The 16,093-nt window shown below is 62.2% G+C and carries 12 protein-coding genes; 6 read left to right on the forward strand and 6 right to left on the reverse strand.

The features are described 5' to 3' along the window. Positions 1-3: 3 nt before the first annotated feature. The 4 genes from B5E66_RS11705 (at position 4) to B5E66_RS11720 (ending at position 4,429) form a co-directional block, all read left to right on the forward strand. Positions 4-1,365 carry a hypothetical protein gene (locus B5E66_RS11705; RefSeq protein WP_087233317.1) on the forward strand — a complete coding sequence of 454 codons (1,362 nt, stop codon included), beginning with the start codon at positions 4-6 and terminating at the stop codon, positions 1,363-1,365. 52 nt (positions 1,366-1,417) lie between these two features. Further along, positions 1,418-2,023: a cytidylate kinase-like family protein gene (locus B5E66_RS11710; RefSeq protein ID WP_087233321.1), complete on the forward strand. Its 606-nt coding sequence runs from the start codon at positions 1,418-1,420 to the stop codon at positions 2,021-2,023. A gap of 190 nt (positions 2,024-2,213) precedes the next feature. Then, entirely contained in the window at positions 2,214-2,906 is a 693-nt protein-coding gene (locus B5E66_RS11715) for an HdeD family acid-resistance protein (protein WP_087233325.1), read from the forward strand. An 86-nt stretch (positions 2,907-2,992) separates the two neighbouring features. Beyond that, complete coding sequence (locus tag B5E66_RS11720) at positions 2,993-4,429, forward strand: NAD(P)/FAD-dependent oxidoreductase (protein WP_087233328.1); 1,437 nt, start codon at positions 2,993-2,995, stop codon at positions 4,427-4,429. A 170-nt stretch (positions 4,430-4,599) separates the two neighbouring features. Here B5E66_RS11720 and B5E66_RS11725 read toward each other — a convergent pair whose 3' ends face one another. The 5 genes from B5E66_RS11725 to B5E66_RS11745 form a co-directional block, all read right to left on the reverse strand. Further along, positions 4,600-6,018, reverse strand: a complete 1,419-nt coding sequence (locus B5E66_RS11725; RefSeq protein ID WP_087233332.1) for a glycogen synthase — start codon at positions 6,016-6,018, stop codon at positions 4,600-4,602. A 39-nt stretch (positions 6,019-6,057) separates the two neighbouring features. Beyond that, positions 6,058-7,185, reverse strand: a complete 1,128-nt coding sequence (gene glgD / locus B5E66_RS11730; protein ID WP_087233335.1) for a glucose-1-phosphate adenylyltransferase subunit GlgD — start codon at positions 7,183-7,185, stop codon at positions 6,058-6,060. Further along, positions 7,179-8,372, reverse strand: coding sequence for a glucose-1-phosphate adenylyltransferase (locus B5E66_RS11735; RefSeq protein ID WP_087233338.1), 1,194 nt, complete (start codon positions 8,370-8,372; stop codon positions 7,179-7,181). The genes glgD and B5E66_RS11735 overlap by 7 nt, the downstream gene beginning before the upstream one ends. A 99-nt stretch (positions 8,373-8,471) precedes the next feature. After that, entirely contained in the window at positions 8,472-10,715 is a 2,244-nt protein-coding gene (gene glgB / locus B5E66_RS11740) for a 1,4-alpha-glucan branching protein GlgB (RefSeq protein ID WP_446718514.1), read from the reverse strand. A 343-nt stretch (positions 10,716-11,058) separates the two neighbouring features. Beyond that, positions 11,059-12,081 carry a 3D domain-containing protein gene (locus B5E66_RS11745; protein WP_242958178.1) on the reverse strand — a complete coding sequence of 341 codons (1,023 nt, stop codon included), beginning with the start codon at positions 12,079-12,081 and terminating at the stop codon, positions 11,059-11,061. A 600-nt stretch (positions 12,082-12,681) separates the two neighbouring features. Here B5E66_RS11745 and B5E66_RS11750 point away from each other — a divergent pair. Both B5E66_RS11750 and B5E66_RS11755 read left to right on the forward strand, forming a co-directional pair. After that, entirely contained in the window at positions 12,682-13,869 is a 1,188-nt protein-coding gene (locus B5E66_RS11750; protein ID WP_087233341.1) for a hypothetical protein, read from the forward strand. Positions 13,870-13,882: 13 nt separating this feature from the next. Further along, positions 13,883-15,130 (forward strand): DUF6273 domain-containing protein, encoded by a 1,248-nt coding sequence (locus B5E66_RS11755; RefSeq protein ID WP_087233344.1) that lies wholly within the window; start codon positions 13,883-13,885, stop codon positions 15,128-15,130. A gap of 253 nt (positions 15,131-15,383) precedes the next feature. Here the strand turns inward: B5E66_RS11755 and B5E66_RS11760 are convergent, their stop codons facing one another. Beyond that, the gene (locus tag B5E66_RS11760; RefSeq protein WP_087233347.1) at positions 15,384-16,058 is read right to left on the reverse strand and encodes a hypothetical protein; all 675 of its coding nucleotides are present in this window, start codon (positions 16,056-16,058) and stop codon (positions 15,384-15,386) included. Positions 16,059-16,093: the final 35 nt, after the last annotated feature.

A 16,093-nucleotide genomic window follows, 5' to 3' on the forward strand; every position in this document is an offset into this window, starting at 1 on the left:
AGGATGGAACAAAAGAACAACCTGGTCCTGCAGGGGACCGAGACCTTTTCCCGGGGGGCGCTGGACAACGTAGCCCTCGAGAACGGGTGTCTGGTGCTGGACAGCTCTGCAGGGCGGTATCTGCCCTATGGCAGCTACACCTCCCCCGAGCTGGCCATGCCCGCTTTCTGCAACCTGAACGTGAGCTGGAACGCCCTGGCGCCCGACAACACCATGCTGGAGGTGCGCTGCCGAGTATACGCCGGCGGGGACTGGACCGGCTGGATGAGCTTTGGCAAATGGGCCCCGGGCTATCCCCGGCGCAGCGTCCACACCCAGACCGATGACGGGCTGGTGTTCCTGATGGGGGACACCGTCACGGTGGCGGTGCCCGGAGGCGGCACCGGCATCCAGCTGCAAGTGAACCTTTCCTCCAACGACGGGCGGGTGACCCCCGCGGTGCGGCTGCTGGCCGCCGCCGTGCGGCCCCTGTCCTGGGAGCGGCAGGAGGGCGCCATCATCAACCGGCGGCTCTACCTGCCCGAATACAGCCTGGCCGGCCGCGACCCCAGCTTTGGCCGGGACATGGATCTCTCGCTGGTGATCGCCTCCCTGATGAACCGCTGGGGGGAGGACATCCTGCCGGAGGAAGTGGCCTACACCATGCTGGACAACGCCACCACCGGCATCCACAACGCCGCCTATGCCGTGGCTGCCGCCGCCTGCTGCGGCTATTCCAGCTGGCAGGCCTGGCTGGATCTGAAGGACCTGCGGGCCCAGATCCACGACGGCTGCTCGGTGGGGGTGGAGATGGAGACCCGCCTGACCGGACAGCTGGAGCCGGTACGGGTGTGGATGGCCCTGCGGGGCTTCGGCCACGACGACGAGGTGCTGGCAAACTTTGTGGTGCTCAACGACCCCACCGCCCCCCACGACGGGGCCGTGGCCCGCACCATGTCCATCACGGATTTTCTGCGCTACTTCACCGGGCGGGCCATCATCCTGCGGCCCAAGCCCCGCACCTTTTCCGCTACGCGGCCCCGCCGGTTCCGCTGCGGGCTGGAAGCAGGGGAAGAAGGGGAGTGGTTCTTTACCCAGAAAGGGGCCAGGGATCCCCTGCCGGAGGATTTCAACGGCTGGGTGGCCTGTACCCTGTACGACGGGGTGGCCCACGCCACCACCGCCCACAAGACCTTCCACCGCATGAAGCGGACCGCCGCAGGCGGGGTGTGCTTCCCCCAGGAAGTGGCCCAGGCCGGCGGGCGGTGCAGCATCTACGCGGTGGACCAGACCGGCAGCATGCGGGTGGCAGAGGTGCAGCTGCCCCGCCCCGCAGCACAGCAAACCCCTGCAGAACAGCAGCCAGGCCCCGGCCCGGCTGTTTAAAGGAGGGCAGGCCTCCGGGCCGGCCCTTCCCAACAAGATGGGAGGAACGATTATGGCAAAAACGATCATCACTTTGAGCCGTGAGTATTGCACCGGCGGCCGCTACATCGCACAGGATGTGGCCGACGCGTTGGGCATCAAGCTCTATGACAAGGAGCTGATTACCATGGCAGCCAGGGACTCGGGCCTGTCGGAGGAGGCCGTGGCTGCCAGCGAGAAGCGCCATACCCACAGCCTGCTGTACAGCCTGTACACCATGGGCACCGACCTGCCCCTGAGCGACCAGGTGTTCATCCTGCAGAGCCGCATCATCAAGAAGCTGGCCGAGGAGGGCCCCTGCGTCATCCTGGGCCGCTGTGCCGACTATGTGCTGCGGGAGCGCACCGACGTGCTGCACGTCTTTGTCCACGCGCCCCTGGAGTGGCGGCGGGAGTATGCCAAAACCAACCCCATCGTCAAGGCCACCACCGAAAAGGGCATCCGGGACGAGATCGACAAGACCGACCGCCAGCGGGCCGCCTACTACAACTACTACACCCAGAACCGCTGGGGCGATGTGCACAACTACGACCTGAGCATCAACGCCGCTCTGGGCAAGGATGTCTGCGTCCAGATGATCCTGGCCGCCGTCAAGGCCAAAGAGGAATCGCTGGGCTGATGCGGTCCCCTGCGCGGGGACAGAGGAACGGCTTGCGGCATCGTTCAAAAGCGCCCGGGCAGAGCTTTGGGCGTCGGTGAGAGCAATGGGCAGGGTGCGGGCGCATTCCTGCCCATTTTCCGGCAAAGGGGCGGCCGGGGCCCCCGCTGTGACATACTGAAAGCAGACGGACAAAAAAGGAGGCGTCCCGATGAAAAATCTGAAATGGAACCTGATCCTGATGAGCCTGTTGTATCTTGGACTGGGCATCTTTTTGCTGGCGGTGCCCGGTGTGGCCCTGAACATCGTCTGCTATGCCCTGGGCGGGGTGGTGCTGGCCTGCGCCGCCGTCCAGCTGATCCGGTATTTTACGGTGGACCACAAAGTATTCCAGAGCTCCTTCACCCTGATCTCGGGGCTGGTGTGTCTGGGCCTGGGGGGCTTTCTGATCCTGCGCAGCGATATCGTGGTGCGGATCCTGCCGGTGGTATTCGGGCTGTTCGTGGTATTCGACAGCCTGGGCCGGCTGCAGAACGCCCTGGAGCTGCGCCGCTGCGGCTACCCCAGCTGGAAATGGTTCATCCTGCTGGCCCTGCTCAGCGTGGTGCTGGGAGGCATCATGATCTTTGATCCCTTCGGCGCCATGGAGACTCTGGTCATGGGCATCGGCATCATCCTGCTGATCGAAGGCGCCTTCAACCTGGGCGGTGCCATCTACACCGCCCTGGCCATCCGGCGCTTCAACAAGCTGCACCCCGCCGCCCAGTCCACCCTGGAACAGGTCACCGGCCTGGACCTGAACGGGGACGGGACGATCGGCGCCAGCCATGCCCCTGCGGACGCCGAAGCCACCGCCCGCGAGCTGGATACGGTGGATGAGAGCGCCGAGGTACACCAGGAGTGATCCATCCCCGACATCCGTTTTGAAACGCGTCCTGCCTGTACCTCACCGCGCAGACAGGACTTTTTTATGCAAGGAGTTATCAAGCCATGGAAAAATACGATCTGATCATCGTGGGCGCCGGTCCTGCCGGCATCTTCACCGCCGTGGAGCTGCTGCGCCACGGCAGCAAAAAGAAGATCCTGCTGATCGAAAAGGGCAAACCGGTGGAGCAGCGCAGCTGTCCCAAGGCCAAGCTGGGCCACTGCGTCAACTGCCGGCCCACCTGCGCCATCACCACCGGGTTCTCGGGGGCGGGCGCCTTCTCGGACGGCAAACTGAGCCTGTCCTATGAGGTGGGCGGCGACCTGCCCACCCTCATCGGGGAAAACTTTGCCCAGCAGCTGATCGATTACACCGACAAGATCTATCTGGACTTCGGGGCCGACCCCCATGTGGAGGGCATCTACACCGGCGAGGAGATCCGGGAGATCCGCAAGAACGCCATCAAGGCCGGCCTCAAGCTGGTGGATTGCCCCATCCGCCACCTGGGCACCGAAAAGGCCCATCAGCTGTACCTGGCGGTGGAAAAACACCTGCAGGCCCAGGGGGTGGAGATGCTGTTCTCCACCGAGTGTGAAAACATCCTGCTGGAAGGGGATGTATGCCGGGGCGTGCTGGTCCGCCAGCCGGGCGGCCAGACCCAGACCATCTATGCGGACACGGTGGTGATCGGCACCGGACGCCGCGGCGCCGACTGGCTGGAAAAGCTGTGCGCCGAGCACCACATCGCCCACAAGCCCGGCACGGTGGACATCGGCGTGCGGGTGGAGTGCCGCAATGAGGTGATGGAAAAGGTCAACCGGGTTCTGTACGAATCCAAGCTGATCGGCTACCCCCGCCCCTGGAAAAACAAGGTGCGCACTTTCTGCCAGAATCCCGGCGGCTTTGTGGCGCAGGAAAACTACGACAACGACCTGGCGGTGGTGAACGGCCACAGCTACAAGGAGAAAAAGAGCGAGAACACCAACCTGGCCATCCTGGTATCCCACAACTTCACCGAGCCCTTCAACCAGCCCATCGCCTACGCCCAGAAGGTGGGTGAACTGACCAATATGCTGGGCGCCGGGCGGATCATGGTGCAGCGGTACGGGGATATCCTGGACGGCAAGCGCACCTGGCCGGAGGAGCTGGCCCGCAGCAACGTCCGTCCCACCCTCACCGACGCGGTGGCAGGGGACATCACCGCGGCCATGCCCTACCGCGCCATGACCAACATCATCGAGTTCATCCGGATGCTGGATATGGTGGTGCCCGGCTTTGCCGCCTACGAGACCCTGCTCTACAGCCCTGAGCTGAAATTCTATTCCAACAAGGTGCGGATGGACCAGAACCTGGATACCAATATCCGGGGCCTGCACTGCCTGGGAGACAGTTCGGGCTGGACCCGCGGCCTGATGATGGCCAGCGTCATGGGTGTGCTGATGGGCCGCAAACTGGCCGAAAAAGAGGGCCTGGCCCTGCGTCCCCTGACGGCCGAAGAATGATCCCAAAGCCGGTCCTGCCGGCATAAAAGCCCGCCGCGGCCCTTCCTGCACAGGGAAAGGCTCCGGCGGGCTTCTTTTTTTGCACAGCAAAAACCGGCGCCCCGTGTCTTTGGACACAGAAGCGCCGGTCTTTTTATGCAGGATTCAGCTGCGGTCGTGCCGCGCAGGCATTACCAGAGGTTGGCGGTCTCGTTGTAGAGGCCCTCGTAGCTCTTGGCCGAGACGCCCCAGCTGAAGTCGCAGTTCATGGCGTACTCGATCAGGTGCTCCCAGTTCTCCTTGTCGTAGTAAGCGGCGTTGGCGCGGCAGCAGGCGTCATACAGTTCGTGGGCGCTGTAACCCGCAAAGGTGAAGCCGTTGCCATGGCCCTTGCTGGAGTCCTGGATGGAATCCCGCAGGCCGCCGGTCTCGCGGACGATGGGCGGCGTGCCGTAGCGGCAGGCCACCATCTGGGACAGGCCGCAGGGCTCGCTCTTGGAGGGCATGATGAAGGAATCCGCGCCCGCATAGATCTGCTGCGCCAGAGCGGTGTTGAAGCCGATGTAGGCGCCCACACGGCCGGGCCGGCGTGCGGCCAGGTCGGAGAAGAAGCTCTCATACTGGCTCTCGCCGGTGCCCAGGATGACCAGCTCGATGCCCAGATCCACCAGGCCGTCGGCGATGCTCTGGACCAGGTCGAAGCCCTTCATGCCCACCAGGCGGCTGACCATGGCAAAGACGGGGCTGCCGTCCTTGTGCAGGCCAAACTGGTCCTGCAGGGCCGCCTTGCAGACAGCCTTGCCCTCCCGGAAGTTGGCGGCGGTGTAGTTGTAGGGGATGGCAGGATCGGTGGCGGGGTTGTTGGCGTCGGTGTCGATGCCGTTCAGGATGCCGCACAGCTTATACTGCTTCTCCCGCAGCAGGGCGTCCAGGCCATAGCTGAACCAGGGGTCCAGGATCTCCTGGGCGTAGGTGGGGCTGACGGTGGTGATCTTGTCGGCCGTCTCAAAGGCGCCCTTCATGAAGTTGGCGCAGCCGTCGTACTCCACGATGTGCTGGTCGCGATGGCCGATGCCGCAGGTGTCCTCCAGGATCTCCAGGCCATACTTGCCCTGATAGGCGATGTTGTGGATGGTGAAGATGGTCTTGATCCGGTTGAACTTGTCCAGATGGCGGTAGTACAGGTTCAGGTACACCGGCACCAGGGCGGTCTGCCAGTCGTTGCAGTTGATGATGTCGGGGGTGAAGTCCAGATAGAACAAGGTCTCCAGCACGGCACGGGAGAAGAAGGCGAAACGCTCGCCGTCATCGTAGAAGCCGTACAGGCCGCGGCGCTTGAAGTAATACTCGTTGTCCAGGAAGTAGTAGGTCACGCCGTCCCACTGGGCCGTAAACAGGCCGCAGTACTGGCTGCGCCAGCCCACAGGCACCGAGTAGTTGGTCACATACTCCAGATGGTCACGGAAGCCCAGGTCCCCGTACAGGGGCATGATGACCCGGGCGTCCACTCCGTCCTGGACCAGGGCTTTGGGCAGGGCGCCCGCCACGTCGGCCAGGCCGCCGGATTTGGCAAAGGGCGTGGCCTCGGATGAAGCATACAGAATTTTCATACGCGCAATACCTCCTCGCTTTGGATGATCCGGGCCGGTTCAGACCGTGTGGTTCTTCTGAACGTAGACCGGGAAGCTGGCCGTGCCGGACAGCTTCTTGCCAGCAGTGATCTTGACATTCTTGTCGGTGACCACATACTCCATCTCCACGTCCTTCTCGATGACGGTATCCTGCATCAGGACGCAGTTGCGGACCACGGCGCCCTTCTTGACCTTGACGCCGCGGAACAGCACGCAGTTCTCCACCGTACCCTCGATGGTGCAGCCGTCGGCCAGCAGGGAATTGGACACCTTGGAGCCCATCACATAGCGGGTGGGGTTGTCGTCCCGGATCTTGGTGTAGACGGGGCTGTTCTTGGGGAACAGGGCGTCCAGGTTCTGCTCGTCCAGCAGCTTCATGTTCTCGTCGAAGTAGCTCTTCATGTCGCAGATGTGGGCCACATAGCCGGTGTACTCCACTGCATGGACGTTGAGGATGTTCACGTTGTGGGCCAGGATATCCCGCTCGAAGTAGATCAGGCCGCGGGCGGTGGCGTCCTTGACCAGGCGGATCAGGGTCTCGCGCTCCAGCACATAGATGTTCAGATCCAGGTTCTGGACGCCGGGACGGTAGTCGTTGAGCAGCAGCTCGGTAACGCGGCCGTCCTCATCGATGGTCAGGGTGTAGTTGTCGTTCTTGCGGCCCTCGGGGATCTCGGTCTTCTGATAGGCCACCGTGATGTCGGCGCCGCTCTCCTGATGGGCAGCCAGCAGGGCGTTGAAGTCGAAGTTGACAGCGATGTTGGCGTCGCACATGACCACATAGCGCTCTTTCTGGTGCTCCAGGAAGCCCAGGATGGAAGCCAGGGCCTCCACGCGGCCGGAATAGATCCGCACGCCCTTTTCTGCAAAGGGAGGCACGATGTTCAGGCCGCCATGGCGGCGGGCCATATCCCACTCACGGCCGGTGCCCAGGTGGTCCATCAGGGAGTGGTAGTTCTTGCGCACCACGATGGACACGTTGGTGATGCCGCAGTTGGACATGCTGGAGAGGATGAAGTCCACCATGCGGTACCGTCCCGCGAAGGGGATGGACGCCATGGTGCGCTCCGTCACCAGCTCGGGTACGGTGTTATCGTAGCTGTTGGGGAAAATAATGCCCAACGCATTGTTGTTCTGGCTCAGCATACTTCCTCGCCCTCCTTGACCGAATCAAATACTTTGGCGCCCTCTTTCACCACAGCGCCGGCACCCACCGTCAGGCCGGTGCCCACATGGGCGATGGCGCCTTCGCCGCCGATCTTGGCGCCGGCGCCCACCACAACGTTCTCTGCCAGGATGCAGCGCTTGACCACTGCACCGGCCTTGACCACCACGCCGTCCATCAGCACGGCGTCCTCAACGGTAGCGCCGTCTTCCACGATGACGCCGGCGGACAGCACCGAGTGCTTGACGCTGCCGTAGATGCGGCAGCCCTCGGTGACCAGCGAATCCTCGACCACCGCGCGGGGGCCGATCTTCTGGGCGGGCAGCACCGGGTTGCGGCTGTAGATCTTCCACTCCTCGTCAAAGACGTCGATGCCCGAATTCTCGGGGTCCAGCACTTCCATGTTGGCTTCCCACAGGCTGTCGATGGTGCCCACGTCGCGCCAGTAGCCCTTGAAATGGTAGGCGTACATCTTGCGGTGGTCGCGCAGCAGGGCGGGGATGATGTTCATGCCGAAGTCGTTCTTGGAGTTGGGGTCGGCCTCGTCCTCCTCCAGATACTTCTTCAGGATATCCCAGTTGAAGATGTAAATGCCCATCGAAGCCAGGTTGGACTTGGGCACAGGGGGCTTCTCCTGGAACTCGGTGATGCGGTCGTCCTCATCGGCCACCATCAGGCCAAAGCGGGAAGCTTCCTTCCAGTCCACTTCCATGACGGCCACCGAGAAATCGGCGCCCTTCTCCTTGTGGAAGCGCAGGAAGTCTGCATAGTCCTGCTTGCAGATCTGGTCGCCCGACAGGATGATGACATACTTCGGGTTGTAGGTCTCGATAAAGCTGATGTTCTGGTAGATAGCGTTTGCGGTGCCCTTATACCAGTCGGTGCCCTTGGCCTGCTCATAGGGGGGCAGGGTGTGCACGCCGCCATACAGGCGGTCCAGGTCCCAGGGCTGGCCGTTGCCGATGTACTCGTTCAGCTTCTGGGGCTGGTACTGGGTCGCGATGCCCACAGTGTCGATGCGGGAATTGACGCAGTTGGACAGCGGGAAGTCCACGATGCGGTATTTGCCGCCAAAGGACACCGCCGGTTTTGCCGTTTTCTGTGTCAGCGCGTACAAGCGCGAGCCACGTCCGCCGGCAAGGATCATTGCCACGATTTCTTTTGCCATAACTTTATTCTCCCCTTTTGCTTTTGCGCCCCCGTCGGTCAGGGGCGAAAATCAACACTCAAACCCGGCCGGGCCGCCTGCCCGCCGGTGCGGCCGCCCTCATTCCTCGGCAGCCTTGTCCGCCTTGGGCTTGCGGGTGCGCTTGGCCGCGGGCTTCTTTTCAGCCTTGGGCTCCTTGGCGGGCGCGCCCTTTTCCACCTTGGATTTGGTGGTGCGCTTGGCCGCAGTGGTCTTTTTCTCCCCGGCAGCCTTGGTGGTTTTGGTGGTCTTTTTGGCTGCGGTGCCCTTTTCGGCGGCAGCCTTGGCGGTTTTGGTGGTCTTGGCAGCCCTGGGCGCCCGCGGAGCCGGCACCTCGAAATAGATGGTGCTCAGGGGGGGCAGGGTCAGGGTGATGCTCTGGTCAAAGCCGTGCATCGGCACCTTTTTGGAGCGGACGCTCTTGTTGTGGTACTGGCCCGAACCGCCAAACGCGGCGTCGTCGCTGTTCAGGATCTCTTTGTAGGTGCCCGACACCGGCGCGCCCATGATGTAGCCGTCCCGCAGCACGGGGGTGAAGTTGCAGACGATCATGATCTGCTTGCCCGCCGCGTCCTTGCGCAGGAAAGCCACCACGCTCTGCTGGTAATCGTCGGGGACGATCCACTGGAAGCCCTCCCAGCTGTAATCCACCTGCCAGAAGGCGGGGGTGTCCTTGTAGAACTGGTTGAGGGTCTTGACGTAGGTTTGCAGCTGTTTGTGCTTGTCGTAGTCCAGCAGCATCCAGTCCAGAGGCTTTGCCTCGTACCACTCGTTGAACTGGCCGAACTCCTGACCCATGAACAGCAGCTTCTTGCCCGGATGGGCCATCATATAGCCAAAGAAGGTGCGCAGGTTGGCAAACTTGTCCTCGTATTCGCCCGGCATCTTGTTGATGAGGCTGCACTTGCCGTGCACCACCTCGTCGTGGCTGATGGGCAGGATGAAATTCTCGCTGAACGCGTAGAAGAAGCTGAACGTGACCTTGTTGTGGTTGTAGGAGCGGTAGATGGGATCGCTGGACATATAGCTGAGCATATCGTTCATCCAGCCCATGTTCCACTTGAAGTTGAATCCCAGGCCCCCGTCCGACGCAGGCTTTGTGACCTTGGGCCAGGCGGTGGACTCCTCCGCGATCATGTACTTTTCGGGGTGGCGGGTCAGCACGGCGGTGTTCAGCTTCTGCAGGAAGGCGATGGCCTCCAGGTTCTCCTTGCCGCCGTTGACATTCTGCTCCCACTCGCCGTCCCTGCGGTTGTAGTCCAGGTACAGCATCGAAGCCACGGCATCCACCCGCAGCCCGTCGATGTGGTACTGTTCCAGCCAGTACAGGGCGCTGGAGATCAGGAAGCTCTGCACTTCCTTCATGCCGAAGTTGAAGACCATGGTGCCCCATTCCTTGTGCTCGCCGCGGCGGGGGTTGGGGTCCTCATAGCAGGGCTCGCCGTCGAACATATAAAGGCCGAACTGGTCTTTGGGGAAGTGGGCGGGCACCCAGTCCATGATGACGCCGATGCCGGCGTTGTGCATCTTGTCCACAAAGGCCATCAGGTCCTTGGGGGTGCCGTAGCGGCTGGTGGGGGCAAAGTAGCCGGTGACCTGGTAGCCCCAGCTGCCGTCGAAGGGATACTCCATGATGGGCAGCAGCTCCACATGGGTGTAGCCCATATCCTGCAGGTAGGGGATGAGCAGGTCGGCCAGCTCGGAGTAGTTGTAGGGCAGGTAGTTGTCCCCGTCCTGTTTCATCCGCCAGCTGCCCGCGTGCATCTCGTAGATGTTCATGGGCCCGTTGATGGCATCCCTGGCCTTCTGGGCCTCCATCCAGGCGCTGTCGCTCCATCCGAAGCCGCTCAGGTCGTAGACCTTGCTGCCGTTGGAGGGCCTGGTCTCGGCGTGCAGGGCATAGGGGTCCGCCTTGAACACCAGCTCCCCGGCCCGGGTGGTCACGCAGTATTTGTAGACGTCATACTCTTTCATGCCGGGGATGAACAGTTCCCATACAGAATCGTTGTCCACTTTCTGCATGGGATGGCTGCCCGGCTTCCAGCTGTTGAAGTCGCCCACCACGCTCACTGCGGCGGCGTGGGGCGCCCACAGCCGGAACACGACGCCCTTTTCGCCTGCACGCTCGGTGAGGTGCGAGCCAAAGAAGCGCTGGGACTCAAAGTTATTGCCTTGCTTGTACAGGTAAACAGGCAGATCGTCCTGGGGATCATGCCGCAGGGGCTTTTCGGCCGGCTGGCCGGCAGCTGCCGGTTCTGCGGCGGGCTCTGCCGCTGCCTGGGTCATCTCTTCCGTCGTCGGTTTCATTTCATCGGTCTGTTTCATACTATGTGCAGCTCCTCCCTGGCGCAGACTGACGCCAGCCCGCATGTTGTGCAAAACCTCCGCAGGCCCGGCCCCCGCCTTTGTCTTTGATCCTGGCACGGCGCCGGACCATCGGTTGTTTCTACATTACTATATTAAATAATTCGAGGTGATTTTTCAAGGCCTTTTTCATAAAATCCGCTATAATCTTTTCGTTCCAAAAACCGTAAATAGACAAAAACCACAAATTTTGACTTTTTTTCTATGCAAACCTGACAGAGCTTTCCACACAAACGCAAAAAAGCCCCCGCTCCGCACACAGCGTGCGGAACAGGGGCATAGGTACAGATCCTACGCTGCGGGCTCAGCCCACAACGTATACATTCACATTGATGGCGCCATTCAGCACCGATTCGGCGTAGGTCTCGTAGAACAGATCCACCAGGACATGGCCGTCCTGCAGGGCGATGCCGGTATCGGTCGCCAGCGCATAGCCGTAGACGAAACGCCCGTCGGTGGAGGTGATATACAGCAGGGTGCCGTAGGGGATGACGTCGGGGTCAACGGCCACGGTGCCATAGCCCAGGCCCAGGCCCGAGGCGCCATTGCCGCCCCGGGAATAATAGCCGGTGGCCTTGCCAGTGAGCACCTGGGTGTAGCTGGAAGGGGGATTGGTGGTGCCGTCGGGGCCGGTCAGGGGGGAGACAGGCGCCCCCGCGCCATAGGCCTTGATGAGGGCATCCCGGGGCTCCACGGTGGTGGTCACGTCGGTGACGATGCTGTTCTCCAGCTCGCCGTCCACCCAGCGGTGGCGGGTGGTGATGGCGCACTGACCGTCCTGGCCCGTCTGGAGGGTGGTGGTGCGGTCGGTATCGCGGAAGTACAGGCTGGTATAGACGTACTCGGTGTCGTGGGGGATGGTCTGATACTCCACCGTCTCCTCATAGCGCACGCGGTGCACCTGGATGGTGCTGCCGATGCCCACAAGGGAATCCTGGGCCGGGACGGTATAGTCGTCGGGCCCCAGGGTGATGCCGGCCTTCTCCAAAGCTTCCGCCACGGTGCCATAGACCATCTTGACGGGAGTCTGCTGGCCGTCCGCCTCCACCGTCACGGTGAAGGCGCGCTCGATGTTCAGGGTGGCAAGGCTGTCCCCGAACGCGGTGTAATAGACCCGGTCGCCCTCGGCCGCTTCGATGCCCGAGAGGTTCATCAGCCGGGTGGGGTCGCTCTCGCTGGTCAAAAGCAGCTGGCTGGCCCCGTTGGAATCGGTCACATAAGTCACGCGGATGCTCACGGTGGTCAGCATCAGCGTCAGCGCAAGGCCCAGGCTCATCAGGCACAGTGCGAATACACGGTGCCGGAACGCCGGCCTTTTTTCCTGCATACATTCGGAAGTGATAACAAACAACTCCTCTCTTTTTACAGTTTGGCTTTGTTCGCGGGCAGCTTCCTCCGCCCGCCGAAAAGCGCATCCGAAAAGCCGGGCGTGTCCGGCTGCTCCGATGCACTTGGTGCGGCGGTTTGGTATCCCGGTCCGCCTCCGGGCGCCGCCCCCAGAGGACGGTGTTTAACTTCCTGGTTTGTCTGTTTTAATCGCTGCATCGTCTGTTGGTCCGGGCGCAGCAGCTGTCCTATCTTAGCAGACACAGGCCGATTTGTCAAATGGGCGGGCCGCAGGTCGTCATATTTTTGTCAATCTTTTTTGTGCTATTTGCACAAACTTTTTGTTCTAATTTTGGCGTTTCCGTCCTCATCCTCCGATTTTCGCTTCAAAAGGCCCCAAGATACTGTAACAGAAATTTAACATTTATTTTGCATCCCGGATGCAATTTTTTCCTCCTCTGGCAGTGGATGGGGCCATTTTTTGCGCATTTTGCGCCAAAAGACCGCGCGCAAAAGGACGCGCTGGCGCCGCCGTGGACCGGAGGTTAGAATCAAAGCAAAAGCGGGGTGCGCCAGCGCCCCGGGAAAGGAAGGAACAACCATGATGCATATCAAGATCACGCCGCGGCAGCTGTCGGGCTGCACCGACTTTGTGCCCCAGCCCGCCCGGCTGCACCTGGGCAGCCAGAACGCCCAGGGGGTGGACACCCTGGCTTTTGACCTGCCCCCCGAGTGGGCGGGCAAGAGCGTAGCCCTGCACATCCAGCAGGCGGACGGGAGTTTGCCCGCGCCTCTGCTGCTGGACGAGCTGGGACAGGCGGCGGTGGACCGGCGGCTGACCGCCTCTCTGCAAGGGCGCTGGATGCTGACCGCCACCGACGGCCAGGGCTATGACGCCTACACCCAGCCGGGCAGTTACGACACCTGCGAGATCCTGCCCACAGAGGGGGACAGTCCTCCCCCTTCCGCCACCCTGTATGAGCAGTTCGTGGCCCAGGTGCTGTCCAGCGCTCTGTCGGCCCAGGCCGCCTCCCAGCAGGCCGCCCAGAGCGCCTCGGACGCCAGCGGCGCCGTGGGACAGGCCGCCGGGGCTGTCACAGACGCGCAGGCCCAGGCTCAGGCAGCGGAGCAGGCCGCCGAGCGCGCCGAGGCAGCCGCGCTCCGGGCCGAAGGCGCAGCCCCGGTGGAGGGGCCGGTCATCAGCGTCAACAGCAAGGGCGGCCGGGTGGTGCTGGACGCCGCCGACGTGGGCGCCCTGCCCCTGCCGGCCACCGCCGCAGCCGGGAGCCTGCTGCGGGTCCAGTCGGTGGAAAGCGAGGCCGGCCTGACGGTGGAAGCCGTACCCGAGGCGGAGCTGACCGGCTTTGTCCACCGCAGCGACCTGCCCACCGCCGCGCAGGCCGGACCCATCAAGCTGGGCAGCGGCTACGGCCTGGCTCTGACCGCCGGCGGCGAACTGCGGCTGGCCCCTGCCGGCGCCGGACAGCTGGCCGCCATGACCGACGGGTGGTCCCCGCTGACCCCCGCTCTGGTGCCTCTGGCGGTCAAGCTGGCCCTGGCTTCCCTGTGGGAGAGCGCCGCCTGGAGCGACACAGACCGCTCATCGGCCCGCACCACCCTGGGGGCGGCGGCCGCCGCAGCCCTGGAAGCGCTGGAGGCCCGGGTGGAAGCGCTGGAGCAGGCGGATGTCGAGGTCACCCAGCACCCCTTTGAGGCCGATTTTTCCACCTTGGAGGGTCTGACCGCCGCCGGCGTCTGGAACATCGCCCAGGCCCGCATCGAATTCTGAAAGGAGGTTTCTTATGGCAACTGCACTTTCTGCCAAGCCGGTGGGGAGCAGCATCGTTTTGGAGCTGAACGGCGCCCCCACCCAGTTTTTCATCGTACACCAGGGCTGTCCGGATCCCAGCCTCTACCAGGGCGGGGCGGGCACCTGGCTGATGGCCTCCGGCCTGCCCAGCACTCTGGCCTGGGGCAGCGGCAAGACCTACGCCCAATGCACCCCCTGCCAATGGCTGAGCCAGCTGTTTATCCCCATGCTGGACGAGACAGTCCAGCAGCAGCTGGTGGCCGTCCGGCTGCCTTACAGCGAGGGCGGGACCCTGCACGCCGGCGCTGAGGGGCTGGAAGCCAAGGCATTCCTGCTGTCGGGCACCGAGATGGGCTGGAGCGACAGCACCCAGCCCGAGATGCCCGTCGAAGGGGTCTGCCTGGATTATTTCGAGGGCTTTGCGGACCAGGACGCCCGCCGCATCGCCAAGGCCAACGGGAGCCCATACCCCTATTGGACCCGGACCCGCTCCGCCCAGGGGGACACCACATGGGTGGTGTCAGCCGCAGGCGGGACGGCCACCACCAGCCAGACCACCCAGCTGGGGGTCCGGCCCATCCTCATCCTGCCTCAGGGGCTGTCGGTGGACGACGAGGGGAACATCCAGCCCAATGCGGCCCCCACCCTGACCAGTCCCAGCGGCGCCAGCGGCGCCAACATCGGGATCCGCAGCGCCCCGTTCCTCTATGAGTACACCCCCACCGACCCGGAGGGCCTCAGCCTGTCCCTGACCGAAAAGCTGGACGAGGAGGTCACCCGGACCCTGACGGGCGCGTCGGGGGCGGCCCAGAGCTTTACCGCCGTGGGGGACAGTCTGGGCTTTCTCAAGCTCAGCAACGGGACCCACACGCTGGAGGTGACCGCCAGCGACGGCATGGCCAGCACCAGCCTGTCGGCGGTGTTCACCAAGTCGGTGACATCGGCCAGCGTGACCCTGACCCAGCCCATCCCGGCCGACGCTCCCATCACCACCGCCGTGCTCTCTGTCGGGGGCAGCATCCCCGCCGATGCCAGCCTGACCGTCCAGGTGACCAACAACGCCCTGGACGACCAGCCCGTCTGGCAGGACGCGACCGCCGCCGTCCGCCAGGGCGCCAACATCCTGTTTTCCAACAAAACCGCCCTCAACGGCCCCGCCTTTGATTTCAAGGTGGAGGTCAGCCGGGGCGTATCCGGCACCGGCGGCTACATCGACAGCATTTCCGGGGCTTTCCAGTAAATCCGGGCGCCGCGGCGCACACAAAACAATGCGGGGGCCGGCCGTATGGCCGACCCCCGCAGAGGGACCCTATCTTTCGTGACGCAAAAGTTCTTTTGTTTTGGTGCGATCAACAACAGAAGGAATATGGTTCTATTCCTCTTTGCCGCCACATCGGATGGGTGTTTTACCCGAGCGCGCAGGTGGTCTCTGGCACCTGCCCGCCCCTTATATCATCTCCCGGTATGGTGCCCCGGGGTGTTATAAGTAAAGTTTAGGCAACAGTGCGAGTAACTGTCACAGCAATGAAGTTCACAGAACCAACATAGGTAGTGTCAGAGGTTGCAGGTACATTCACAACGCTCACAGAAATGGTGTAATCAAAGTTGTAAACTGTGGAAGTAGAAGGAGAACCACTAGAAATAACGGTAGCATTCTCCTGCAGCTTTTCAAAGTACTTATCGTAATCATCAGCAATCTGATTCATCACCTTAGACATATCCATAGTGCCGTCGATAGCGAAGATATCGCCGACCTTACGGGTCTTATTAACTTCAGTTACACCATCAAAAATAAAGCTCTTAGCACTGTTGAGAAGTGCTTCACGATGCAAGTCAGCAGCATCCTTAAAGTCAGCCAGTACAGCTTTATTACCAACATCGTGCAAATTAGTATTCTTGCTAGCACTCAGAATGTCAGCGGCACCAACATTCTTCACGGCATCTTCCAATGCAGTCTGGTCTTTCTCATTATCAGCAAAGACCACATTATCCATATCTTTGACTTTATCAGACACAGCTTCGCCCAGCATAGCAGAATAGCCAGAAGCAGAATTAGTATTCTCGCTGGAAGAGCCGCTGTTGCCGTTGCCGCCGTCCTTGCAGCCAGCCAGCATGCTGACGGCCATGATGCCGGCCAGCGCCAGAGAAGCAATCTTCTTGAGTTTCATAATGAATTTTTCCTCCTTATGGTGTATAAAAGATA

Origin of the sequence: Faecalibacterium sp. An121 (assembly GCF_002160915.1) — a bacterium.
Classification (GTDB): domain Bacteria; phylum Bacillota; class Clostridia; order Oscillospirales; family Ruminococcaceae; genus Faecalibacterium; species Faecalibacterium avium.

Coding starts and splice junctions, on each gene's coding strand:
- glgD (WP_087233335.1), bottom strand. CDS start 7,185: ATGCTGAGCCAGAACAACAATGCGTTGGGCATTATTTTCCCCAACAGC.
- B5E66_RS11705 (WP_087233317.1), top strand. CDS start 4: ATGGAACAAAAGAACAACCTGGTCCTGCAGGGGACCGAGACCTTTTCC.
- B5E66_RS11750 (WP_087233341.1), top strand. CDS start 12,682: ATGATGCATATCAAGATCACGCCGCGGCAGCTGTCGGGCTGCACCGAC.
- B5E66_RS11720 (WP_087233328.1), top strand. CDS start 2,993: ATGGAAAAATACGATCTGATCATCGTGGGCGCCGGTCCTGCCGGCATC.
- B5E66_RS11735 (WP_087233338.1), bottom strand. CDS start 8,372: ATGGCAAAAGAAATCGTGGCAATGATCCTTGCCGGCGGACGTGGCTCG.
- B5E66_RS11715 (WP_087233325.1), top strand. CDS start 2,214: ATGAAAAATCTGAAATGGAACCTGATCCTGATGAGCCTGTTGTATCTT.
- B5E66_RS11760 (WP_087233347.1), bottom strand. CDS start 16,058: ATGAAACTCAAGAAGATTGCTTCTCTGGCGCTGGCCGGCATCATGGCC.
- B5E66_RS11745 (WP_242958178.1), bottom strand. CDS start 12,081: ATGCAGGAAAAAAGGCCGGCGTTCCGGCACCGTGTATTCGCACTGTGC.
- glgB (WP_446718514.1), bottom strand. CDS start 10,715: ATGAAACAGACCGATGAAATGAAACCGACGACGGAAGAGATGACCCAG.
- B5E66_RS11710 (WP_087233321.1), top strand. CDS start 1,418: ATGGCAAAAACGATCATCACTTTGAGCCGTGAGTATTGCACCGGCGGC.
- B5E66_RS11755 (WP_087233344.1), top strand. CDS start 13,883: ATGGCAACTGCACTTTCTGCCAAGCCGGTGGGGAGCAGCATCGTTTTG.
- B5E66_RS11725 (WP_087233332.1), bottom strand. CDS start 6,018: ATGAAAATTCTGTATGCTTCATCCGAGGCCACGCCCTTTGCCAAATCC.